The organism is Halomonas sp. TA22 (genome assembly GCF_013009075.1).
In the GTDB taxonomy this organism is placed as follows: domain Bacteria; phylum Pseudomonadota; class Gammaproteobacteria; order Pseudomonadales; family Halomonadaceae; genus TA22.
The window spans coordinates 672,319-696,132 of the sequence record NZ_CP053108.1; the positions used below are offsets into that span (position 1 = coordinate 672,319).

21 protein-coding genes are annotated in these 23,814 nt (G+C 64.1%); 8 read left to right on the forward strand and 13 right to left on the reverse strand.

The features are described from left to right. The first annotated feature begins 12 nt into the window (after positions 1 to 12). Positions 13 to 1,503: an ABC transporter permease gene (locus HJD22_RS03025; RefSeq protein WP_208656895.1), complete on the forward strand. Its 1,491-nt coding sequence runs from the start codon at positions 13 to 15 to the stop codon at positions 1,501 to 1,503. Here the strand turns inward: HJD22_RS03025 and HJD22_RS17755 are convergent. Then, positions 1,484 to 1,645, reverse strand: a complete 162-nt coding sequence (locus tag HJD22_RS17755; RefSeq protein ID WP_248730078.1) for a hypothetical protein — start codon at positions 1,643 to 1,645, stop codon at positions 1,484 to 1,486. The two genes, HJD22_RS03025 and HJD22_RS17755, sit on opposite strands and share 20 nt — an antisense overlap. Positions 1,646 to 1,759: 114 nt before the next feature. Then, positions 1,760 to 3,457 carry a dihydroxy-acid dehydratase gene (gene ilvD, locus HJD22_RS03035; RefSeq protein WP_208655691.1) on the reverse strand — a complete coding sequence of 566 codons (1,698 nt, stop codon included), beginning with the start codon at positions 3,455 to 3,457 and terminating at the stop codon, positions 1,760 to 1,762. Positions 3,458 to 3,574: 117 nt separating this feature from the next. Here ilvD and HJD22_RS03040 point away from each other — a divergent pair, with 117 nt between their 5' ends. Beyond that, positions 3,575 to 4,267, forward strand: coding sequence for a hypothetical protein (locus HJD22_RS03040; protein ID WP_208655692.1), 693 nt, complete (start codon positions 3,575 to 3,577; stop codon positions 4,265 to 4,267). Here the strand turns inward: HJD22_RS03040 and HJD22_RS03045 are convergent. Beyond that, a complete protein-coding gene (locus HJD22_RS03045) occupies positions 4,264 to 4,860 on the reverse strand; it encodes a peroxidase-related enzyme (RefSeq protein WP_208655693.1) in 597 nt (198 codons plus the stop codon). The two genes, HJD22_RS03040 and HJD22_RS03045, sit on opposite strands and share 4 nt — an antisense overlap. Positions 4,861 to 4,870: 10 nt before the next feature. Continuing rightward, positions 4,871 to 6,370: a CoA-acylating methylmalonate-semialdehyde dehydrogenase gene (locus HJD22_RS03050; protein WP_208655694.1), complete on the reverse strand. Its 1,500-nt coding sequence runs from the start codon at positions 6,368 to 6,370 to the stop codon at positions 4,871 to 4,873. A 199-nt stretch (positions 6,371 to 6,569) separates the two neighbouring features. On the opposite strand from HJD22_RS03050, the gene HJD22_RS03055 reads away from it, so the two are divergent. Continuing rightward, complete coding sequence (locus tag HJD22_RS03055) at positions 6,570 to 7,514, forward strand: LysR family transcriptional regulator (RefSeq protein ID WP_208655695.1); 945 nt, start codon at positions 6,570 to 6,572, stop codon at positions 7,512 to 7,514. 20 nt (positions 7,515 to 7,534) lie between these two features. Here the strand turns inward: HJD22_RS03055 and HJD22_RS03060 are convergent, their stop codons facing one another. The 6 genes from HJD22_RS03060 to HJD22_RS03085 all read right to left on the reverse strand — a co-directional run bounded on the left by HJD22_RS03060 (position 7,535) and on the right by HJD22_RS03085 (position 13,981). Continuing rightward, complete coding sequence (locus tag HJD22_RS03060; protein ID WP_208655696.1) at positions 7,535 to 9,025, reverse strand: YdiU family protein; 1,491 nt, start codon at positions 9,023 to 9,025, stop codon at positions 7,535 to 7,537. Positions 9,026 to 9,129: 104 nt separating this feature from the next. Beyond that, positions 9,130 to 10,290, reverse strand: coding sequence for a DcaP family trimeric outer membrane transporter (locus HJD22_RS03065; RefSeq protein WP_208655697.1), 1,161 nt, complete (start codon positions 10,288 to 10,290; stop codon positions 9,130 to 9,132). A gap of 89 nt (positions 10,291 to 10,379) precedes the next feature. Beyond that, a complete protein-coding gene (locus tag HJD22_RS03070; protein ID WP_208655698.1) occupies positions 10,380 to 11,645 on the reverse strand; it encodes a TRAP transporter large permease in 1,266 nt (421 codons plus the stop codon). Further along, entirely contained in the window at positions 11,642 to 12,199 is a 558-nt protein-coding gene (locus HJD22_RS03075; protein WP_208655699.1) for a TRAP transporter small permease, read from the reverse strand. The genes HJD22_RS03070 and HJD22_RS03075 overlap by 4 nt, the downstream gene beginning before the upstream one ends. Before the next feature lie 7 nt (positions 12,200 to 12,206). Next, positions 12,207 to 13,193 (reverse strand): TRAP transporter substrate-binding protein, encoded by a 987-nt coding sequence (locus HJD22_RS03080; RefSeq protein ID WP_208655700.1) that lies wholly within the window; start codon positions 13,191 to 13,193, stop codon positions 12,207 to 12,209. A 113-nt stretch (positions 13,194 to 13,306) separates the two neighbouring features. Beyond that, a complete protein-coding gene (locus tag HJD22_RS03085) occupies positions 13,307 to 13,981 on the reverse strand; it encodes a GntR family transcriptional regulator (RefSeq protein WP_217267809.1) in 675 nt (224 codons plus the stop codon). A gap of 152 nt (positions 13,982 to 14,133) precedes the next feature. On the opposite strand from HJD22_RS03085, the gene dctP reads away from it, so the two are divergent. From dctP to HJD22_RS03110, 5 genes are all read left to right on the forward strand, one after another. Continuing rightward, positions 14,134 to 15,144: a TRAP transporter substrate-binding protein DctP gene (dctP, locus tag HJD22_RS03090; RefSeq protein WP_208655702.1), complete on the forward strand. Its 1,011-nt coding sequence runs from the start codon at positions 14,134 to 14,136 to the stop codon at positions 15,142 to 15,144. 67 nt (positions 15,145 to 15,211) lie between these two features. Continuing rightward, the gene (locus tag HJD22_RS03095; protein ID WP_208655703.1) at positions 15,212 to 15,733 is read left to right on the forward strand and encodes a TRAP transporter small permease subunit; all 522 of its coding nucleotides are present in this window, start codon (positions 15,212 to 15,214) and stop codon (positions 15,731 to 15,733) included. A 1-nt stretch (position 15,734) separates the two neighbouring features. Next, a complete protein-coding gene (locus HJD22_RS03100) occupies positions 15,735 to 17,069 on the forward strand; it encodes a TRAP transporter large permease (protein ID WP_208655704.1) in 1,335 nt (444 codons plus the stop codon). Between the two features lie 13 nt (positions 17,070 to 17,082). Next, complete coding sequence (locus tag HJD22_RS03105) at positions 17,083 to 18,441, forward strand: malonyl-CoA decarboxylase (RefSeq protein ID WP_208655705.1); 1,359 nt, start codon at positions 17,083 to 17,085, stop codon at positions 18,439 to 18,441. Then, positions 18,438 to 19,964 carry a malonyl-CoA synthase gene (locus HJD22_RS03110; RefSeq protein WP_208655706.1) on the forward strand — a complete coding sequence of 509 codons (1,527 nt, stop codon included), beginning with the start codon at positions 18,438 to 18,440 and terminating at the stop codon, positions 19,962 to 19,964. Before HJD22_RS03105 ends, HJD22_RS03110 begins: the two co-directional genes overlap by 4 nt. Before the next feature lie 40 nt (positions 19,965 to 20,004). Here the strand turns inward: HJD22_RS03110 and HJD22_RS03115 are convergent, their stop codons facing one another. From HJD22_RS03115 to HJD22_RS03125, 3 genes are all read right to left on the reverse strand, one after another. Beyond that, positions 20,005 to 21,495, reverse strand: a complete 1,491-nt coding sequence (locus tag HJD22_RS03115) for an amidase (RefSeq protein WP_208655707.1) — start codon at positions 21,493 to 21,495, stop codon at positions 20,005 to 20,007. Positions 21,496 to 21,528: 33 nt separating this feature from the next. Continuing rightward, positions 21,529 to 22,227, reverse strand: a complete 699-nt coding sequence (locus HJD22_RS03120; protein ID WP_217267810.1) for an ABC transporter substrate-binding protein — start codon at positions 22,225 to 22,227, stop codon at positions 21,529 to 21,531. A 64-nt stretch (positions 22,228 to 22,291) separates the two neighbouring features. Further along, positions 22,292 to 23,782 (reverse strand): M81 family metallopeptidase, encoded by a 1,491-nt coding sequence (locus tag HJD22_RS03125; RefSeq protein ID WP_208654196.1) that lies wholly within the window; start codon positions 23,780 to 23,782, stop codon positions 22,292 to 22,294. Positions 23,783 to 23,814 lie beyond the last annotated feature (32 nt).

Genomic DNA, 23,814 nt, shown 5'->3' on the forward strand with positions numbered 1-23,814 from the left:
GCGTCCTTGACTATGCCGCTCACCGCTACCGTCCGCGTCACCCTCGGCCTGATCACCCTGGCGGTGGTCTGCCTGTTCTTCGGCGACTTTGAGATCAGCTCGCACGATCCCTGGCAAGAGCTCGGCCGGCTGTTCATGGGGCTGCTCCAGCCCAACTTCTCGAGCGTCGACTTCCTCGGCGAGGCGCTGCTGCGTACCGTGGCCTTCGCCTTCGTCGGCGTCGGGCTCGGTGCCGTTGCGGGCATGCTGCTGGCGCTGTGCTTCCAGCACTGGTGGGTGCGCACCTTCTGCGCCTTCATCCGTGCCATTCATGAGCTGTTTTGGGCGCTGATCTTCCTGCAGAGCTTCGGGCTGCATCCGATCACCGGGGTACTGGCCATCGCCATCCCCTATGCCGGTATCTTCGCCAAGGTATACTCCGAGATCCTCGACGAGACCGATCCGCAACCGACACGCACCCTGCCATACAGGGTCGGACGCCTCTCGGCGCTGGTCTATGCCCGCATCAGCCAGGCCTGGCCGCATCTGGTCAGCTACACCGCCTACCGCCTGGAGTGCGGCCTGCGCTCAAGCGCCGTGCTTGGCTTCGTCGGCATGCCGACGCTGGGCTTTCACCTGGCCGGCGCCTTCGCCCAGGGTCACTACGGCACCGTGGGCGCGCTACTGCTGCTGTTCTACGCCCTGATCGCCACGCTCAGGTGGTGGGTACGCCCCAGGCTGCTGCCCCTCTACCTGCTCGCCGCCCCCTTCCTGCTGGGAACGGGTCTGCCGATCATGTGGAGCAACGTGACGCGCTTCTTCACCCACGACATCGTGCCCGCGCCGCTGCGTCGCGGCGACGGCCTCGAGGGGCTGATACCATGGCTGAACGAGCTGTTCGTCAATCAGGCACTGCCGGGGATCTGGAACACCCTGCTGCTGACCCAGATCGCGCTGGTACTTACCGGGGTGGTGGCAATGGCGCTGTTCCCGCTCATCTCTCATCATTTCACGGGGCGCCACCTCACTGGAAGAGTGCGCGGCACTCTCGGGCATGGCGTGCTGGTGGTGATGCGCTCGACCCCGGAGTACCTGCTGGCCTTCATCCTGCTGCAGCTGTGGGGACCGTCGATGCTGCCGGCGGTGGTGGCACTGGCCCTGCACAACGGCGGCATCATCGGTCACCTGGTGGGGCGACGCAGCAATGAGATCGCCCTGCGTCAGGATGCCCCCAGCGGCATGGACCGCTACGCCTATGAGGTGGCGCCGCGCGTCTACGGTCCGTTCCTCGGCCTGCTCTTCTACCGCTGGGAGATCATCATGCGCGAGACCGCCATTCTTGGCATTCTCGGCATCGCAACGCTTGGCTTCTACGTCGACAGCGCCATCCAGGAGATTCGCTTCGACCGCGCCATGGTACTGATCCTGATCACCGCCCTGCTCAACATCGGGGTGGATATCCTCGCCCGCCGCCTGCGCAACCGGCTACGCCTCAAGCACACCATCAATCGCCAGAGCTGTTGATCTTGCGCTTCATCATGCTGTCGCTGTAGGCCGTGCCGTACTTGGCCCGGGACCAGGCATAGAGCGCAAACCCCAGCAGCATCCAGCCGATGAACATGGCCCACTCCACCGGGGCCAGCGATGCCGCAATGTGCCAGGGCATAGATCGCCCGCGAGCCGCCCACGTAGAAGGCGTTCCAGCTGGTCACGATACCGGCGACACCGGCGAGTATCATCAGCTTGCCGGCCCAGGGCGCCTGGAAGACGGCCTGCTTGACTACTTATCGCCCACGGGCAGGTCCGTGACCGCACCGGTCGAGGCCGAGCTCACCGTTCTGGCGTACTTGGCCAGCACGCCTCGCGCATAGCGCGGCGCTGGCTGTTGCCAGGCTGCCCGGCGACGCTCGAGTTCAGCATCATCGAGTTCGACGCTCAGTGTATCGAGCTGTGCATCGATGGTGATGGTATCGCCATCCTCGACCAGCGCCAGCGGTCCGCCATCGAAGGCCTCCGGCGAGACGTGGCCGACCACGAAGCCATGGCTGCCACCGGAGAAGCGCCCATCGGTGATCAGTGCCACGTCGTTGCCTAGCCCGCGGCCCATGATCGCCGAGGTGGGCGTCAACATCTCGCGCATGCCAGGACCGCCCTTGGGCCCTTCGTAGCGGATCACCACCACATCACCGGCCACCACGGTGCCGTCGTTGATTCGCGCCTGGGCCTCCTCCTCGGAGCCGAACACGCGAGCGCTGCCACTGAAGCGGGTGCCCTCCTTGCCGGTGATCTTGGCCACCGCCCCTGCCGGGGCCAGATTGCCGAACAGGATGCGCAGGTGGCTCTCGGCCTTGATGGGCCTGTCCAGCGGAGCAATGATGCTCTGGTCATCCGGGTAGGGGGCCACGTCGGCCAGGTTCTCGGCCAGCGTCCGGCCCGTGACCGTCAGGCAGTCGCCATGCAGCAGGCCGGCATCGAGCAGCATCTTCATCAGCGGCTGGATACCGCCGATCTCGACCAGCTCGCTCATCATGTAGTGACCGCTAGGGCGCAGGTCGGCGATCACCGGCACCCGCTTGCCGATCTCGGTGAAGTCCTCGAGGGAGAGCGGCACCCCGATGGTGCTGGCCATGGCGATCAAGTGCAGTACCGCGTTGGTCGAGCCGCCCAGCGCGATCACCACGGTGATGGCATTTTCGAAGGCTTCGCGTGTCATGATGTCGGAGGGCTTGATGTCGCGCTCGAGCAGCTCAAGCACCGCAGCGCCAGCGGCACGGCTGTCGACACGCTTCTCCATCGACACGGCATTCTGCGCCGAACTGCCCGGCAGGCTCATGCCCATCGCCTCGATCGCCGAGGCCATGGTATTGGCGGTATACATGCCACCGCACGAACCGGCGCCGGGAATGGCCGTCTCCTCGATCTGCTTGACCTCGATCAGATCGAGATCGCCGCGGCTATAGGCGCCCATCGCCTCGAACACCGAGACGATATCGGTGTGGTTGGCACCGGGCAGGATGGTGCCGCCATAGACGAAAATGCTGGGACGATTGAGGCGTGCCAGCCCCATCAGGCAGCCTGGCATGTTCTTGTCACAGCCACCGATCGCCACCAGGCCATCGAATCCTTCGCAGCCGGCCACCGTCTCGATCGAGTCGGCGATCACCTCCCGCGACACCAGCGAGTACTTCATCCCCTCGGTACCGTTGGCGATGCCGTCGGAGATGGTGATGGTATTGAAGATCAGCCCCTTGCCGCCAGCCGAGTCGGCGCCTGCGCACGCTTCCCGGGCCAGCTCGTCGATATGGCTGTTGCAGGGGGTGACCTGGCTCCAGGTCGAGGCGATGCCCACCTGCGGCTTGGTAAAGTCCTCGTCCGTGAACCCCACCGCGCGCAACATGGCACGACCGGCGGATTTTCCTACCCCATCCACCACCGGTGCCGAGTGGCGGCGGCGCGAGTCCTGTGGCTTGTCGCTCATGCATTGGCTCCCTTGCCATGATCCATCGAATCGATCTGTTGATAGTGGGACTTGCTTCCATTAGTGCATCGGCATGATACTCGTCGATAACAATACCTATCCTCACGAGACATCACCATGTCTTATCAAGAAGCTCATGAGCACGCCAAGTGCCGGTTGCATGCCATCTTCACGGATCCCTACTCCGCCTTCGACAATGATGTACTCGAACGAAAGCTTCACCTCGATATCACCCTCAAGACGCTGCTCGAACTTCCGCTGACGAATGGCCGGCTACGGCTCCAGGTGATCCACGGGTGGGAAAACGGGGCATTCGATCCTGGCGCCCTGCAGCACAGCGAACATCCGGTCTCAGGACTTGACGACATCCATGAGGTGACCGCCCGCTACAAGGGGGCATTCGAACGCAGCGAACCGCTGCCGGACGACGGCGGCTCGCTGCTCTCCGAGGCGCGCGACGAGGCGATCGCCCAGGCCAGGCGGCATGGCCAGGCGGTCGATGCCGAGACCCGCGAGAATCCCGCACGCTGGCCGGCCTTCGAGAAGGGACTGACCCTCTATACACTGTTCAAGGTCTATCACCGCCTGACCTACGGCGAGGATGAAAGCTATCGCTCCATCCTGTGCGAGATGCCGGAGGGACAGCGCGAAATCCATGAGTTTCATCTCGAGGAGTGCGAGTTCGCGCTGTGCGTGCCGTCCGATACGGCAGATGCCGAAACTGCCGAGGAGTCGCTGCTCATCCTTCACGAGAGCCAGCTCGAGCCGATGATCGCGCTCCTCGACAAGCACCTGGGCGCTGGCCGTTAACCAACGCTCCCCTTCTTTGGCACGCGCCCCATCAGGTAGAACTCGGCATTGGGCGGCGTGCCGGCAAGCGTCACCAGGCGATTCGACATCCCGAAGAAGCCGGCCACCGCGCCGATGTCCCAGATGTCGTCAAGCGTAAAGCCTGCCTCGAACAGGCGATGCTGCCAGGCGTCGGTCAGTTCGCCAAGCTCGATCCCCACATAGAGCGCGAAGTCGAGCATCACCCGATGACGCTCGCTGATCGGTGCGGCGCGATGGTTGATCGCCACCTGATCGGCAAGCAGTGCATCCTTGCTGTAGAGACGCACCAGCGCGCCGTGGGCCACCACGCAGTAGAGGCAGCGATTGCGCGCGCTGGTGGCGACCACGATCATCTCCTTCTCGGCCTTGGTCAGGGTGTCCGACTCACGCTCCATGAGGGCGTCGTGATAGGCGAAGAAGGCGCGAAACTCGTCCGGCCGATGGGACAGCATCAAGAACACGTTGGGCACGAAGCCGGCCTTCTCCTGCACCGCCAGAATCGCGTCGCGAATGTCGGCGGGCAGCGCCTGGAGCGTCTCGGGAATCGGAAAGCGACTGAGGGAGGGGGTCATGGCGCTCTCCTCAACCCAGTGAAATGGTGCTGTTGATGCCGCTGGAGATATTCTCCGGCTCGAACCAGCGCGCGGTGACGGTCTTGGTCTGGGTCCAGAACTGGATCGCCTGCTTGCCATTGGGGCCGAGATCGCCAAGCTTGGAGGCGCGTGACCCGGTGAAGCTGAAGTAGGCCACCGGCACCGGGATCGGCACGTTGATGCCCACCTGGCCAACATCGATGTCGCTCTCGAAGCGCCGCGCCACCCAGCCGGAGTTGGTGAAGATCGAGGTGCCGTTGCCGTTGGGGTTGGCGTTGATGAAGGCGATCGCCTCGTCCAGCGTCTCGACGCATGCCACGCACAGCACCGGGCCGAAGATCTCCTCGCGGTAGATGGCCATCTCGGCGCTGACATCGCTGAACACGGTCGGGCCGACGAAGTTGCCGTCGGGATAGCCTTCTACCTGAAGCTCACGACCATCGAGGGCCAGCGTTGCCCCCTCTCGCTCGCCGGTATCGATCAGGCTGATCACCCGGTCGCGTGCGGCGGGCGAGACCAGCGGGCCGAGATCGGCATCGCGCTGGGTGCCGGGACCGACCTTCATGTTGCGTGCCCCCTCGACGATATCCTCGAGCCAGCTGCGCGCCTCGCCCACCAGTACCACCACCGAGTTGGCCATGCAGCGCTGGCCGGCCGCGCCGAACGCCGAACCCAGCAGGTTGTTGATCGCCTGGCTGCGGTTGGCATCGGGCATCACGACACAATGGTTCTTGGCGCCCATCATCGACTGCACGCGCTTGCCAGCGGCGCCGGCACGCTCATAGATGTGCGTGCCGACATGGGTCGAGCCGATGAACGACAGCGCCTTGATATCCGGGTGGTCGCAGATCTGGTTGGCCACATCGGGTCCGCCATGCACCACATTGAGCACGCCAGGCGGAATCCCCGCCTCGTGAGCCAACTCGACCAGGCGCATGGTGGAGCTGGGATCCTGCTCGGAGGGCTTGAGCACGAAAGTATTGCCGGTGGCGATGGCCAGCGGGAACATGAAGCATGGCAGCATGATCGGGAAGTTGAAGGCGGTGATGCCCGCGCCCACGCCGAGCGGCTGGTTCAGCGAGTAGACGTTGACGTCTCCGGCGGCATTCTCGGCGATCTCGCCCAGCTGCAACGAGGTGATCGAACAGGCATGCTCGACCACTTCCAGGCCTCGGCCCACCTCGCCTTCGGCATCCGGCAGGGTCTTGCCATGCTCCTCGGTGATCAGCGCGGCCAATTCCTCGGTATGTTCGCGAATCAGCGCCTGGAACTTGAGCATGATGCGCATGCGCTTGCCCAGCGGCGCCTTGCGCCAGCTCCTGAACGCCTCCTTGGCGCTGGCGACGGCGCGGTCGACCTCCTCAGGCGTGGCAAAAGGCACCCGGGCGACCACCTCCTGGGTAGCCGGGTTGACCACGTCGCGCCACTCCTGGCTATTGGACGGGACGGGTTTGCCATCGATATACAACGCAATCTCCTTGACTGACATGACCTGGCGCTCCTGTTGTGTTTGTTAAGTTCGCGCCTGTGCGGCACGTTATTAGACTTTATGTGCATATCTACACAAACATCGTATTAGATAGTGCGGTTTTTAGTGTGGGCGCAGATGGATTGACAGACAACGGGCAGCGAAGCACATTGCTTGTGCATTAGCACACAAAGACAATGGCAGACTCGGCAGGTTATCCATGCTCGATTGGCAGGACATTCAGGTCTTTCTGGAGGTGGCGCGCAGCCAGCGGCTGACCGATGCCGCACGCCGTCTGGGACTCGATCACTCGACGCTGTCGCGGCGTACCCGGCGCTTCGAGCAGAAGCTCAATACCCAGCTGTTCGAGCGCAGCACGCATGGCTACCAGTTGACCGACGCCGGCCAGCGGCTACTTGCGCATGCCGAGGAGATGGCGCGCCACGCCATCGAGGCGGGCGAAAGCCTCAGCGACCAGAACCACCGCATCGGTGGACAGATTCGCCTCGGTGTCACCGAGGGCTTCGGCACCTGGGTGATTGCCCCGCTGCTGGCGGCGTTCTGCGACCGTTACCCAGGCATCACCATCGACCTGCTGGCGCTGCCCCGCGTCGTCAACCTGAGCCGCCACGAGGCTGATCTGGCGATCACCGTGGAGCGCCCCAGCAGCGCCGGCCTGGTGATCTCGCGGCTCTGCGACTATCGCCTGCGACTGTATGGCAGCCAGGCGTACCTGACCCGCCACGGCACTCCCGCCGCCCTATCGGCGCTGAGCCATCACCGGCTGATCGGCTACATCGACGATCTGATCTTCAGCGACCAGCTCAATTACCTCGCCCCGCTGCTGGATCCGCTGCTAGACGCGGGGCTGTCCGGAGCGCCCCACTTCAGCATCCGCAGCACCAGCGTCACCACCCAGCATACCGCCGCTCTGCATGGCGCCGGGCTTGCAGTGCTGCCCTGCTTCATGGCCAGTGGCTCGCAAGCGCTGCATGAGGTGCTCGGCGACGAGATCGACATCACCCGTCAGTTCTGGATCACCGCGCGCCAGGAGCAGCGCCGCCTGGCGCGGGTACGCCTGCTGTGGGAGTTCCTGCGCAAGGCGATCGAGGAGAACGCGCCCTTCCTGATGGGCGAGACGGAGACGCTGGCCATGCCCGGATGAGACTGATTCGGCGGGCAGTATCAGGTCCCGCAGAAGGTGCGAAAGACCTGTTCGCTTGGCGCTGCCGGCAGCGTATAGGCCTCGCGACCCGGCTGCTCCTCGAAGGGCGTGGCGAGTACCTCGTGCAGTGCCTCGAAAGGCGCAAAGTCACCCTCGGCGGCGGCGGCCAGCGCCTCCTCGACACGATGGTTGCGTGGGATATAGAGCGGATTGACGCCACGCATGCGCTGGGCGATCGCCTCGCGCCCTACCGCCTCCCTGGCCAGCCGCTCGCGCCACTGCTCGAGCCACGCCTCGATAGGCTCGCGCCGCTCGAACAGTTCCAGTAGCGCTTGTGGTGTCTCGACGGTTTCGGCAGCGTTGCACAGCTCGCGAAAGCACAGCGTGAAGTCGGCACGCCCGGCCTGCATCGCCTCGTGCAGCGACTCGATGAGCGCCTTGTCGCCGGGCTCTTCTCGCGCAAGCCCAAGCTTGGCCCGCATCACACCAAACCATTGCGTCTCGTACTGCTCGGGAAAGGCCTCAATCACAGCCGTTGCCTGCTCGATGGCGCGCTCCTGCTCGTCATCGATCAACGGCAGTAGGGTCTCCGCCAGCCGCGCCATGTTCCACTGGGCGATTCGGGGTTGGTTGGCGTAGGCATAACGTCCCCCCTCATCGATGGAGCTGAATACCGTCTGCGGGTTGTAGGACTCCATGAAGGCGCAGGGACCGAAGTCGATGGTCTCGCCGGAGATCGCCGAATTGTCGGTATTCATCACGCCATGGATGAAGCCCAGCCCCATCCATTGGGCGATCAGCGCGGCCTGGCGGGCCTGGACGACCTCCAGCAGCGCCAGGTAGCGCTCGCCTTCGGGACGCGAGAGCAGCTCGCTACTGGCCAGTTCCGGATAGTGGCGCTCGATGGCATGATCGGCCAGCGTGCGCAGCCCGTCGCTATCCCCACGCGCAGCAAGATACTGAAAGGTGCCGACCCGGATATGGCTCGAGGCGACCCGCGTGAGAACGCCGCCGGGCTCCATGCCACGCCGCATGACCCGCTCGCCGGTGGTCACTGCGGCCAGGGCGCGCGTCGCGGGCACACCCAGGATGTGCATCGCCTCGCTGACAAGGTACTCGCGCAGCACCGGCCCCAGCGGTGAGCGGCCATCCCCTCCGCGCGAGAAGGGCGTGCGCCCGGCGCCCTTGAGCTGGATGTCGCGCAGCCGCCCCTCGCGATCAGTCACTTCGCCAAGCAGCACGGCGCGACCGTCGCCCAGCCGTGGCGAGAAGCCGCCGAACTGATGGCCGGCGTAGGCCATGGCCAGGGGCCTCGCTCCCGGGGGCACTGCATTGCCAGAGAACCAGGCGGTGGCCTGCGCCTCGTCGAACGCCTCGAGCTCAAACCCCAGCGCCTCGGCGAGCGGGCGGTTGAAGGCCACCAAGGTCGGCGCCTTGACCGGCACGGGATCGAAGCGCTCGTAGAAGCGCTCCGGCAAATGGGCATAACGCAAGGAAAAATCGGGAAACATCGTCTCTCCGGAGGCACTTGGCCTCGTTCGATGAATGATTTGCCTGTCACCATTACGGTTCAGGGTAGATCATGCGGGTCATGGTGGCCCGCGCCACGCCAGGGCTAGAAGTCGTATTTCACCATCCCCTGCAGGCGAGCCGCGGAGCCATCCTGGCCGTCGACCTGAGAGCGGGCATGGTACCCCGCCTCGAGACCGTAGGAGAGATTGCCCCGCGAGGACCAGATGTAATTGAGAAAGACGCTCTGGTACTCATCGCTATCCGACGCCTCGACATCGCCGTTGGCGTAGGCCCTGTCGAGGTCGGCGCGCACGATGCCGTAGCCGAAGCTGACATCCCCCGGCCCGACCTCGACACTGAGACTCGCCCCGCCACCGGTGGCGCGGATGGTGCGCAAGCGTCCCTGGTCGTCGACGTAACCGGGGTCGGCGGGATTGAGATAGAGATAGCTGCCGACACCATCGCCGTGGGTGACCGAGCCACGCAGCGTGACCCGCTCCGTCAATGACTTGCTCGCTTCGAAGGTCACCCCCCAGCCGATCGTACTGTCGTCGCTCCAGGCGGCGTTCTCGACATCCATGCCCGCCGAATCGTACTCGAGGTAGCGCAGCACGCCGGCCAGCGCATAGTTGAAGTCGCCATCGTCGGTCTCGTAGCGCAGGGTCAGGTCGGGGTAACGCCGCCGATCGGCGCCGTCTGCGGCGATGTCCCCGCCCACCTGGCCATTGCCCGTACCACGCGCGTCCTCCAGGGAGGCCGAGAAAGGTCCGGTCGTGTAGCGAAGCTGCAGCTGGCGATCATTATCTTGACTAGGTAGAGCATTGATGTCGATGGAGGGAAAGGCACTGAGGTTGTTGCCAAAATTACTCCAGGTCTGACCGATGAGAATGCCGTTCCACTCGCCATAGAGATGGCGCAGGCGCAGTCCTCCGCCCCTGCCGTGCAGGAAGTCGGCCTCGATCATGGTCTCGAGTTCACTGTCCGCTAGCGGCGTCGAGATGGAGACACCGAAGCGGCTCTCGTAACCATGGATACGCGTATGGCCATCCTCGCCCTCGTCATCCACACGAATGCTCTCACGGTCGATGGTATTGCCCAGGTCGGCATCCAGATCGCGGATCACGTCGAGCTTGAGGTAGCCCTCAAGACCTATCGTCGTGTTGCCCACCTCGCGCTCCAGTGCGCTTGAGGAGGCGGTAACCAGCAGGGCTAGGGCGCCGCCGGAGAGTAGCGTGGCCTGCTTGAGGGGATGAGGACATGTCATTGGCCATTCCTTTGGCACTCATGCGAGAGGCGATGAAGTGTTTGGCACGGATACAGATGAGCGTAGGACATATCCGCGGACTCGGGCATTTACCTGCCAATCAACCCCGTGGTCAGCCAGGGTTGCCAGGCGAGCAGCACCAGCGTCACCAGAGTGCCGAACAGAAACGGCAGCAGGGCGCGGAAGATGCGCAACGGCGAGGCACCGGTCATCGACGAGGCGATGAACAGCCCCGCCCCCACCGGGGGGGTGAGCAATCCCATCACCAGTGTCAGGCACACCACCACGCCAAACTGGTAGGGGCTCACGCCGAACTGGCTCTGGGCGATGGGCAGCAGGATTGGCACCACCAGGATCAGCGCGGCGATGCCGTCGACGATCATGCCCACCAGCAGCAGTGCGCCGATCACCAGCAGCAGGAACAGGAACGGATCGGTGGTCAGTGCCGAGATCCAGGCCGCCGCCATCTGCGGCAGGCGCTCGTAGGTGACCACCCAGCCGAACACCCCGGCGGCGGCGATCAGCATGATCACCAGCCCCGCGTTCACCGCCGTGCGCTTGAGCAACTCGGGCAGTCGGGCAAGCGCCAGGTCACGATACAGAAAGCGCCCGATCAGCAGCGCGGCAAGCGAGGCGAGCGCCGCCGATTCGGTGGGTGTGGCCAGCCCCAGCAAGATGCCGCCGATGATGATCAGCGGAATGCTCAGTGCCGGCAGTCCCATCAGAAGGGCACGCAGCGCCTGGGCCCTGGTCGGCCACTGGCCGCGCGGATACTGCTGCACCAGGCCAACCCCAGCGATGGCCAGAAAGAAGGTGAAGCCGAGAATCAGCCCCGGCAGAATGCCGGCGATGAACATTTCGGCGATCGGCACCTGGGCCATGACACCGAACAGCACGAACAGCATCGACGGCGGGATGATCGGCGAAAGCAACCCCCCGGCGGCAGTGATTGCCGCGGCGTAGGACCTGTCGTACCCCTCGGCCTCCATGGCCGGCACCATGGCCCGCGACATGATCGCGATCTGCGAGGCCGCCGAGCCGATGATCGCCGCCATCATCATGTTGGCGACCAGGTTGATGTAGGCCAGGCCACCGCGAAAGCCGCCCACCAGCAGTCGTGCCAGGTCGATCAGCCGGCGGGTCAGACCGCCCTCGTTCATCAGCTCGCCGGCCAGCATGAACAGTGGAATCGCCAGCAGACCGTAACTCTCGATAGCACCGAACAGCTGCTGCGGATAGGAGTCGAACAGCACCGTGTTGCCAGACACGGCAATGTAGAACAGCGCCGTGAGCGCCAGCACCAGGGCGATCGGTACCGCTGCCAGCAAAAGCAGGGTGAAGGCCGCCAGCGTCATGGCGTCTCTCCGTGGGCAGCCAGGGGATGGCGCAGGCCGCAAAGCGCCTGGCCGACATTGACCAGGCTGTGCAGCGTCAGCGACAGGGCGAACAGCGGCATGATCAGCCACACCCAGAACTTGCGAATACCCAGCGTCGAGGTGTTCTCGGAGTAGATGAAGTTGAAGGTCTGGCCCTGGAAGGCCTGGAAATCGAAACCGGCCCGCGCCAGGGCGAGCGGCTGATACCAGCGCCAGCACAGCCACAGCAGGGCCAGCGCGAAGATGAGCACCATCAGGTCGACGAACAGCATCAACAGGCGCCGCGGCGTGCCCGGCAGCAGGTCGATCACCAGTGTCACGGCGATCCCCTGGCGACGCTTGAGCACCGCCCCCGCGATCAGGAAGGTCATCCAGATCATGGCGTAGATCGAAAGCTCGCTGATCCAGTAGAGCGGGCTGCCTGCGGCACGAAACGCGATATTGATCAGGATCAGCAGGGTCACGGCCGCCGCGAGCAGCGCGGCGGCGATCTCCTCGCCTCGAGCCAGGGTGTCGGAAAGACGTGCCAGCATCGGCCGATCAGTCCTCTCTCAGCCGCTCGGCTTCCTCGCGCAGGCGCTCCAGCGCCGGCGCCTTCTCAGCCCAGATGCCTTCCCACTGGGCGATGGCCTCGGAGAAGAACTCGGCATCGGCCTCGACGATATTGATGTCGAGCTCGCGAATTTCCGCCTCCTGGTCGGCATCCATCTGCTCGAAACCGGCCAGCACATTCTCCAGGTGCTCGGCCATGGTGGTTTGGATCAGCTCGCGATCCTGCTCGGAAAGCTGGCTCCATACACGCCCCGAGAACACGCCCACCATCGGGAACATCATGTGGTTTGAGATCAGTAGGTGGTTGGCCTGCTCATGGAATTTGAGAATCAGGATTGAATCGAAATCCATGTCGATGGCGTCGACCTGGCCGTTGGCCAGCGCATCGTAGACCTCCAGCAGCGGCATCGGTGCCGGCGCCGCCCCAGTGGCGGTGTAGAAGTCGCGGATCGGATCGAAGGGCGTGATGCGCAGGCGCTTGCCGCGCATGTCCGCGGCCGATTCGATCGGTGCGCGGCTGAGCACCTGGCGCATGCCGACCATGCCGTAGCCTAGCCCCACCATGCCGACCCCGGCCGGCATCAGCTCGAGCAGTTCGGCGGCGGCATCGGAACGCAGCAGACGCCCGGCGTGGTTCACGTCGTCGACCAGATAGGGGGCGTAGAGCGCGCCGAAGTCGGGAATCCGGTTGGATATCTCGGCAATGGTCAGAAAGGCCATATCCAGCGCACCGGTCTGCAGCTGCTGCACCATCTGCGCCTCGTTGCCGAGCTGCTGGGCGGGAAAGACGCTGACGCTGTGCTCGCCCCCGGAGCGCTCGTGAAGGGATTCAGCAAAGGCCTCGGCCTCGGTGGACCACAGGTGCTGGGGCGGCGTGATCAGCCCCAGACGGAAGTCACGGGCCTGCACGGCAAGTGAGGAAGCGACCAGGGTGGTGGCCGCGATGGCCAGTGTCAGCGTCTTGAGCGATCTCATTACAGCCTCGGCGGTGAGTATCTTGTTGGCGTATTGGATACGCCACAGATTACCCCAGCGCCTGCGTTGATGGCACCTTGTCGGAAGAACGCTCTCGCACTTCGCTCCTCTTCTCACGCATCAACCTGCTCCAACCGCTTCACGCTGGCGGCGAAGTCGCTGAACCTTTCGCCCTGAATCAGGACATGCTCGCGCATCGCGGATTCCGCCCTTGCGGTATCGCCCGCCTCGATGGCATCGACGATGTCACGATGCTCGGCAAGCGAGTTGCTCATGCGATGACGCACCTGCAGCTGCAGGCGCCGATAGGGTTTCAGGCGCTGCTTGAGCTGCTGGGCCTCGTCCGCCAGGAAGCGGTTATGGCTCGCCTGATAGATGCAGAGATGGAACAGCTCGTTCTCATAGTAGTACTCGTCGGTGTCACCAGCCTCGGCGGCCGCCTCGCAGCGCTTGAGCGTGCCGCGCAGGGTCTCAAGCTCCCCTTGCGAGATACGCCGTGCCGCCAGACGCCCACACATCCCCTCGAGCTCGGCCATGACCTCGAACATCTCGATCAACTGTTCGAGGCCGACCTTGGCCACGAAGGTGCCCTTCTTGGGCGATACCGTGACCAGACCGCTCGCCACCAGCTGCTGGATCGCCTCGCGAACCGGCGTGCGCGAGACGCTGTACTCCTTGCCCAGAGCCTCGGGATCGAGCCGTTCTCCGGGAATGCGTCGCCCGTTGATGATGTCGTTTTCCAGCGAATCCCTGAGACGCTGGGCATTCGATCGTTTCACTCCACTCACCGCCTTCTCCCTATCGCCGTGTCCCACGCTTTTACGGTGTGATGTTGCGATTGGCAACGATTGATTCATTGACACTGGTATACGAAACGTCTATTGAAATATATATCATCACCGATGATATACACATATAACAATAATGATTGGAGACGCCAATGAAACGCCCCCTCGCTTCTACCGCCACCCTCACCGCTACCCTGCTCGGACTGACCCTCGCGCTCAGTAGCGCCGCCTCCGCCCAGACCATCCTGCGCGCCTCGCATCAATTCCCGGGAGGCCAGGGCGATGTGCGCGACGAGATGGTACAGATGATGGCTCGACACGTCGCCGAAGCCGATGTCGGCCTCGAAATCCAGGTCTACCCTGGGCAGTCGCTGTTCAAGGCCAACGAGCAGTGGGGGGCCCTGTCGCGTGGTCGCCTGGACATCACCTCGCTGCCGCTCGACTACGCCAGCGGTCGCCATCCGGAGTTCTCGGCGACGCTGATGCCCGGCCTGGTGCGCAACCACGAACATGCGCAGCGGTTGAACGACTCCGAGTACATGGAGATGATCAAGCAGGTGATTCTCGATGGCGGCGCCCGCGTGCTCGCCGATAGCTGGCTGTCGGGCGGCTTCGCCTCAAGCGAGCAGTGCATCACCTCGCCGGAGACGATACGTGGCCAGAACATTCGCGCCGCCGGTCCCGCCTTCGAGCAGATGCTGCAGGCCGCTGGGGCATCCATCGCCTCGATGCCCTCCTCCGAGATCTACACCGCGATGCAGACCGGAGTGCTCGACGCGGCCAATACCTCGTCGATGTCGTTCGTCTCGTTTCGTCTCTACGAGCAGGTCGAGTGCCTCACCGAGCCGGGCGATTACGCGCTGTGGTTCATGTACGAGCCGGTCTTGATCTCGGAGCAGGTCTGGCAGCGCCTGAGCGAGGAGCAGCAGAACGCTCTGCTTGAGGCCGGCCGAGCCGCCGAGGAGTTTTTCGTTGCCGAAGCCCAGGCGATCGACGACAGGATGGTCGAGGTCTATCGCGAGAATGGCGTCGAAGTGGTCAGCATGAGCGAAGAGGATTACAACGCCTGGCTGGAAATCGCCCGCCAGACCTCCTACAAGAACTTCGCCGACAACGTCCCCAACGGTCAAGCCATCATCGACGCCGCCCTGGCAGTCGAATGATCCAGGCGTGACATCCACTGGCTCGGCCACCCTGTCGGTGGCCGCCCGACTTGGACCAGGGGGAACCATGAGCAACTCCACCACCCACGGCGCAGCCGACATCGGCGGCGCAATCGGCGGTTACATCCGTTTGATGGACATCCTATCGAGAGCGACCGCCTACCTGGCGAGCGCGCTGTTCATCGCCGGGGTGATCGTCGTCTGCCAGATGGTGTTCGTGCGCTACGTGCTGGGCATGAGCACCAGCTGGCAGACCGAGTTCACGGTCTTCTCGGTGACCGGTGCCATGCTGCTGGGAAGCCCCTATGTCTTGATGACCGGCGGTCACGTCGCCATCACCTTCCTGCCGGATGCGCTGGGCGGCATTGCCCGCAAGATCATGCGTTTCATCGCCGCCCTGGTAGGACTCGGTTTCTGTATGGCGCTGGCCTACGCCTCCTGGGTCTATGTCTGGGAGGCCTGGGAGGGCAACTGGACGACGGGAACGGTGTGGAACCCGCTGCTGTGGCCAGCGCTTATGCCGATGGCGGTCGGCGCCACGCTGCTGTCGCTGCAGTACGTGGCCGAAATCCTGCGCGGAGAGAGCTGATATGGATCCCGTGACCATGGGGTTACTGGTGGCCATCGGCCTGATCGTGCTGATGGCCATCGGCACGCCTATCGCCTTCGCGCTTGGCGCCGTCTCGCTGGTCGCCCTGATGGCCGATCGCGGCCTGCCGGAGCTGACCTACTTCGGCGAGACCTTCTTCGACCGCATTGCCGAGTTCGGCTTCGTGGCCATCCCGATGTTCATCCTGATGGGTGCGGCGGTGGCCTCGTCGCCCACCGGGCGCGACCTCTACCGCTCGCTCGACCTGTGGATGGGACGCCTGCCCGGCGGGCTTGCGGTCTCCAACATCGGTGCCTGCTCGATCTTTGCTGCCCTCTCCGGCTCCTCTCCCGCCACTTGCGCCGCGATCGGCAAGATGGGCATTCCCGAGATGCGCAACCGGGGCTACCCGGATGGCGTGGCGGCAGGCTGCATTGCCGCCGGCGGCACCCTGGGCATTCTGATTCCGCCCTCGGTCACCATGATCATCTACGGCATCTCCACCGAGACCTCGATCGGCCGGCTATTCATCGCCGGCGTCGTCCCCGGTTTCATGCTCGCCGGTCTGTTCATGATCTGGACGATGATCGCCTGTCGCCTGGCCGGCGGCTACGACAACCCCCTGGCGCAATCCAGCGAGCGCATGAAGCAGACCATCAGGGCCAACGTGGACGCCAACCTCAAGGCCCTGGTGCGCGTGCTGCCGTTCCTGTGCGTAGTGGCCGGCATCCTGTTCGCGCTGTATGGCGGGGTGGCGACCCCCTCCGAAGCCGCAGGCGTTGGCGCGTTCTTGTGCCTGGGTCTGGCCATCGCGATCTACCGCATGTGGCAGGTGGGGCCGATCAAGCTGATCATGCGCGACTCGCTGCGTGAAAGCGTGATGATCATGCTGATCATCGCCACCGCAGAAGTCTTCGCCTACGCCCTGTCGTCGATGTTCATCACCCAGACCGTGGCCGCCGCCATCGCCGACATGGAGGTCAACCGCTGGGTGTTGATGGGGGTCATCAACCTGTTCCTGCTGGTCGCCGGATTCTTCCTGCCACCGGTGGCCGTGATCGTGATGACCGCGCCGATTCTGCTGCCGATCATCCTTGCCGCCGATTTCGATCCCTACTGGTTCGCCGTGATTCTGACCATCAACCTGGAGATCGGCCTGATCACGCCCCCGGTGGGACTCAACCTGTTCATCATCAAGAGCATCGCGCCGGATATCTCGCTGCGTAACATCCTGATGGGAAGCCTGCCCTACGCACTGTGCATGGTGCTTGGCATCCTGCTGCTGTGTCTCTTTCCCGGCATCGCCCTGTGGCTGCCCAACCTGGTCATGGGCTAAAAGGAGTCGCGTCATGAACATGAGCTTCCTGCAGGAGCTGTTCAACAACATCACCCAGCGCGATGCGTTACTGAGACGGCGTAGCAGCCCCGAGCCGCCACCCGACCACGAGCGCGTGATCAACGCCTGTCGCGTTCTGCTCGAGAGCGATGGGGAAGCCTCGAGCATCACCCTGGCGAGTCGTGCCCTGGCGCTCTATTCGCGGTTGGACGACGACGAGAAGCAGCGCTTCTTCGTGCAGCTTGCCGAGGCGTTCACCGCCGAACCCGCAGCGCTGGACGCCGCTTATGAAGAGTATCGTGAGCGACGCGACAGCCAGGCGCTGCATCGCCTGTTCAATGCCTGCGAGCCGCGTAGCCAGGAGTTGCTGCGGCGGCTCAATGTGCCAAGTGGCGGTACCTTTGAGCTGGTGCGCATGCGCGAGGATCTGCTCAAGGTCATGCAGGATCACCCCGAGCTGTTGGCGCTGAACGAGGACTTCGCCCATCTCTTCGGCTCCTGGTTCAATCGCGGCTTTCTGGTGCTCAAGCGTATCGACTGGGACACGCCAGCCTCGATACTCGAGAAGATCATCCGCTACGAGGCGGTCCATGAAATCCACGACTGGAATGACCTGCGCCGGCGCCTGGATGCCCGCGATCGTCGCTGCTTCGCCTTCTTCCACCCGGCGATCGGCGACGAGCCGTTGATCTTCGTCGAAGTCGCGCTCTGCAAGGGGCTGCCCGACCAGATCCAGCGGATTCTCGACAGCGATCGCCACGACATCGACGACCCGGAAGGGGCGGACAGCGCGGCCTTCTTCGGCATCAGCAACTGCCAGACCGGCCTGCGTGGCATCTCCTTCGGCAATTTCCTGATCAAGCAAGTGGTCCAGGAACTCAAGCAGGAGCTCCCCCACCTGAGCCACTTCGTGACGCTGTCACCGGTGCCCGGCTTCAGGCAGTGGCTCGAGGAGCAGGTGAACGAACAGGACGGCGTGACAGAAGAGGCCCGCAGCACGCTCCAACTGCTCGAAATCCCCGACTGGCACGCCTCGCCGGAACAGGCCGACAAGCTCAAGAGCGTGATCCGCCCCCTGGCAGCGCGCTACCTGGCGCATGAAAAGAACCGTCATGGCGTCCCCCTCAACCCGGTTGCCCGGTTCCATCTCGGCAATGGCGCCTCCCTGCACCGCATCAACTGGCTGGGAGACACCTCGAGCAAGGGGCTCAGGCAATCCGCCGGCCTGATGGTCAACTATCTTTATGCGCTCGACGACATCGAGCGCAACCATGAAAACTACATCGCCAATGCCACGGTTGCCTGCTCCAACGAGGTGCGCGACCTGGGCCGGCGAGCCAGCAAGCTGGCGAAAGGAGAGACCGTCAAATGAATCACAACCTCTTTGCCACCCTGGCCGAGCGCATGCGCATTCGCGGCGATGCGCCCTTCATCGTGACCCAGAGGGGGGCCGGCTACACCCATGCCCAGGCACTGGAAACCACCGCCAGGCTGGCCGGCGCCCTTCGTCAACGTGGCGTCACCCAGGGCGAGCGCGTCGCGGTCCAGGTCGACAAGAGCCCCGAGGCGATCCTGCTCTACCTGGCCTGCCTGCAGGTGGGAGGCGTCTACCTGCCCCTCAACACCGGCTATACCGGCGAGGAGATTCGCTATTTCCTGAGCGATGCCGAGCCTGCACTGTTCGTGTGTCACCCCGCCATGTTCGACGAGGCCCGGCGCATTGCTGGCGAGTGTGGCTGCCCGGCGGTGGAGACCCTGGGCGACAGCGGCGAAGGCAGCCTGATGACGATCGCCAGGGATGTCGAACCCTGCATGGCCATTGCCGAGCTGGGTAAGCGGGATCTGGCGGCCATTCTCTATACCTCAGGCACCACCGGGCGCGCCAAGGGCGCCATGCTGACCCACGACAACCTGCACTCCAATGCCAGGACCCTGGCCGAGGCCTGGCGCTTCAGCGAAGCGGACCGGCTGATCCATGCGCTGCCGCTATTTCATACCCATGGCCTGTTCGTGGCCTGCAACGTGGTGACGATCAGCGGGGCCAGCCTGCTGTTCCTGTCGCGCTTCGATCCCGATGCGATCATCGAGGCAATCCCCGACGCCAGCGTGATGATGGGCGTGCCCACCTTCTACACCCGGCTGCTGCAGGACGAGCGCCTGACTCGGGAGCTGACCGCGCACATGCGGCTCTTCGTGTCAGGCTCGGCCCCACTGACCGCCGAGACCCACCAGGCCTTCGAAGCCCGTACCGGCCATGCCATCCTCGAGCGCTACGGCATGACCGAAACCAACATGAACATCTCCAACCCCTACGATGGCGAGCGCATCGCCGGCACCGTGGGCATGCCGCTGCCGGGCGTCGAAATACGCGTCACCGAACGCGAGACGCACCAGCCGTTGCCGAGCGGCGAGATCGGCATGCTCGAAGTGCGCGGCCCCAACGTCTTCATCGGCTACTGGCGCATGCCGGAAAAGACCCGCGAGGAGCTCCTCGACGACGGCTTCTTCGTCACCGGGGATCTGGCGATGGTCGACGAGCGCGGCTATATCCATATCGTCGGGCGCGACAAGGACCTGGTCATCACCGGCGGCTACAACGTCTACCCCAAGGAGGTCGAACAGGTGATCGACGAACTCGACGAGGTAGTCGAATCCGCCGTGATCGGTGTCGCGCATCCCGACTTCGGCGAAGGCGTGACGGCCGTGGTGGTACGCCAGCCATATGCCTCGCTCAGCGAGGAGGAGGTGATCGCCTCACTGAGCGACCAGCTCGCCAAGTACAAGCAGCCCAAGCGGGTAATCTTCGTCGACAATTTGCCGCGCAACACCATGGGCAAGGTGCAGAAGAACCAGCTTCGCCAGCTGTATCGGGATATCTACCGTCCGACTCATTGAGTCCCTCGGCCGAAAATGCTGGCAAAAATGCCCACCGGCTCTAGCCAAAACCGAGAAACCCCTCGGCTTGGCTGATCGGTGGCGCCTTCTGCAGTGCATCGATATCGACCCGGGGGCGCGCCAGTTGCGGATTGCCCGCAAAGAGCGTTTCGAGTTCCCTGGCAAAGGCCAGCGTGGCGAGATCCTCGCCACGGCGTCCGATGATTTGCAGACCGAAGGGCAAGCCATTGCGATCAAGCCCCGCCGGGAGCGTGATCGACGGATGCCCGGCAAGCGTCGAGGCATAAGCCATGGAGAGCCAATGGTAGTAGCTGTCGGTGGGCTGACCATCGATCTCCCGTGGATAGAGCTCGTGCCAATCGCGGGGACTGATGGTCGTGGTGGGCGCCAGAATGAAGTCGTGCTGGTCGAAAAAGGCTTGCCAGTGTCGATACAACCGGGTCTGCAGGTTCAACGCGTCCACCACATCGAGCACCGAGTAGCGCTCACCCTCTTCCACGTTGAGCTTGATGTTGGGTCCCACCTTGTCAGGATACTTGAGCAGCAGGTCGCGGTGGTGCCCGGAGAACAGCACCGCCCGCAGGACGGCGAATGCCCTGTCCGCCCCCTCGCAATTCGGGTGCGTTTCATCGAGACGGGCGAAGAGGCTGCCGAACTGCCCAAGCTTGTCATGAAAGCTGTCGGCAATCGTCTTCTCGGTCATGGCGAAGCCGAAATCGTGAGTCACGGCGATCCGCGCACTGCACAGGTCGTAGGTCGGCAGGTGGGTGAAGCGCTCGCCCCGATGAGGTGAGCGATCCTCGACAACCGAGACCCAGGGATCGCGTCGATCGGCACGAATCATCGCCGATAGCATCAGTGCCGTATCCTCCACGGTACGTGCCATCGGGCCACTGGTCGACAGTGGCAGCAAGGCCATGGCACGACCATGCCCAGGCACCACGCCAGGTGAAGGGCGAAAGCCGACCACGCCGCAGAATGCCGCCGGGTTGCGCAGGCTGCCGCCTGTATCCGAGCCGGTGGCCAGCGGCGACATGCCGCAGGCCAGCGCCGCCGCCGAGCCACCCGACGAGCCCGCCGCAGAGCGTGACAGGTCGAAGGGGTTGGCCGTCACGCCATAGACCGCATTGCGAGTATTGCCCCCGGCACTCCACTCGGGATTGTTGGTCTTGCCCATGATCACCGCACCGGCTTCGCGCAGCTGCACGACCATCGGATCGTCCGCCTGGGCAACATTGTCGGCATAAAGCTCGCTGCCATAGGTCGTCGGCAGCCCGATGACATCGACCATGTCCTTGACGCACAACGGTAGGCCATGCAGAACACCCAGCGGCTCGCCCCTGTCGATGGCTCGCTGGGCCTGGCGGGCATGGGAGAGCATGGTGTCGTAGTCATGGCTGACCAAGGCGTTGACAGCGGGGTTCACCGCCTCGGTTCGAGCGATGCAGCTTTCAGCAAGCTCAACGGCCGAGAGCTGTTTGGAACCCAGCAGGCGGCGTGCCTGGGTGGCACTTAAATCGCAAGGCGTCATGTCCGCTCCTTCATCATTTTTCATTGCAAAACCTCAGCCACCGGCGCCCCGGCTATGAAATCCCAGCCACGCCCCGGGGCCGCCTCCATCAGTCGCCGCGACCACCCGGTTGCCGGGCTGGAACTCCTCAGCGACGAAGCGGAACGGGCCGGAGCCGATCTGTTCGGGGATCGCCTCCTCGGCACTCGTGCTGGCAATCCGCTCGGGCATCATGAAGGCCGGCACCGAGGAGGGCTTGGCGAGCAGTTCGAGTACATAGCTGAAGGGGGATGCCAGCATCAGGGTGATGGTGCGCTCATCGGTGGCTTCCAGAGACTCGACATGACCCATCAGCATCAGGCCACCGGAGTCGCGCTTCGCCCAGCGCTCGAGAGAGGCGACGCAGTCGGCGGCGGTCACCGCCTCGCCATCGTGCCAGGTGAGCCCGTCGCGCAGGGTGAAGGTGTAGGTCAGGCCATCGTCGGAGATTTCCCAGTCGGCCATCTGCGGCTGCGGCTGGAACGCTTCATCCATCCCGAGCAGAGTATCGAAGACCATGTAGCCGTGGTTGCGGGTGATGTGCGCCGTGGTCAGGATCGGGTCGATGATCCTCAATCCCGAGTGCATCACCGCATTGACCGTCTGCGCCTGGCTCTCGGCGGCAAGCGTCATGGCGCCAAGGCCGAGCAGTGCCGTGCCGAGCAGGGTGCGGGCCATGCCGGGGGTGGATTTCATCACTACTGTGGGTTGCATCGCGATACCTCTCTTCGTTGTTGTTGTTGAGCCACCCAGGGCGGCCAAGTAGAGCGGGAATTCTTTATGCAGACGAAGCAAATGGCTCTCCCATCGGCCGAGTGCGCAGTCCCGGCGCCAAACGGGTCCAGGGTAGCTCGCTGGGGTCGGCGGCCATCGGACCGGGCGACTTGGCGATCAGGATCGCTGCGGCGATCGGCTGGAAGTCGGCGCGAAAGTGCACCGAGCTCTTCAGCACCAGGATGCTCATCGCCTCGGGTTCGATGCCAACCATGCGCAGCAGATTGCGATCGAGCAGTTGCGTCTTGCGACTGGTGACCAGCACCGCGACCCCCCCGATGCGCAGTTGTGCGCTGGGGCCGAGATTAACCTGGTTGCCGTGCATCATCGGGCCGTCGTAACGGCAGCGGCCATCGCTCAAGCGCACCACCTCGAACTCGGCCTCGAGCGGTGCATCGCCGACGCTTGGTTCACCACCCAGGGCCAGGAGGAGTCGTGCGCCCTCGCCTGCCGCATGCGCCTTGGCGGCCGCGATGGGATCGCAGATCAGTCCCAGTGCGGCCTGCTGGGCGCTGGCCTCGACCAGCGCCCTCAGCATGCCGGTGGTGGTGGCATCACCGCCAGCGCCGGGGTTGTCCTGAGTATCGGCGATGACCACCGGCTTGCGCTCATGCTCGGCGAGACGCATCGCCTCGCGCACCGCCTCCTCGGGCGAGAGAAAGGGCACCTGCCAGCGCGGTTCGAAGTCGGCGATTTCAACGGCGAGCGCCGACACTTCGGCTTCAAGCAAAGGCTGGTCGGCACCATACCCCCACACCACGGGCCCGCACTCGTCAAAGTCCGCTGCGGGAAAGCCGGCCGCGAAGGAGAGCGTTGCCGCACAGCGCCGGTCATGCTCGGCCAGCCCGGCATAGACGCTGTGCGCCGGCTCGAGAAAGGTGCTGCCGGCGGAGATCGGAATCAGAAAAGGAATGCGCCGCGAGACGCAGTGGAGGAGTTCGCCATTCAGCAGCCGGGTAAGCAGCGCTGCCGCACGGCCACCGGTGTCAGCCATGTCGACATGCGGATAGGTACGATAGGCCACCAGCGCCGAGGCGGACTCGAGCATGCGGCGGGTGACGTTGGCGTGCAGGTCTAGACTGGCGACGATCGGCATCTTGCTGCCTACGACCTCTCGCAGACGGGCCAGCAATTCTCCCTCGCCATCATCGAGATGCTCGCAGACCATCGCACCGTGCAGGTCGAGATAGATGGCATCGACGCAGGCGGCCGAGGCAGCCGCGACGATCTCACCGGCTATCCGCTCGAAGGCCGCTTCGGTGACATGCGCCGAAGGGCTCGCCGCTGCCCATACCGCCGGCAGCAACTGATAGCCACTCGCCTTGGCGGCGGCAATGAACCCGCCCACCGGAATGTTCACCCACTCGAGTGCCAGCACCTCCTCACCCCGGCACAGCGCGGGAAAGCCTCCGCCCTGAACGAAGCTCGAGTAGTCCGCCCTGGTGGGGGCAAAGGTATTGGTTTCGTGCTGGAAGCCCGCAATCAGGATCTTCATGTCATCCTCTGTTCTTATACTTAGGTGTATGA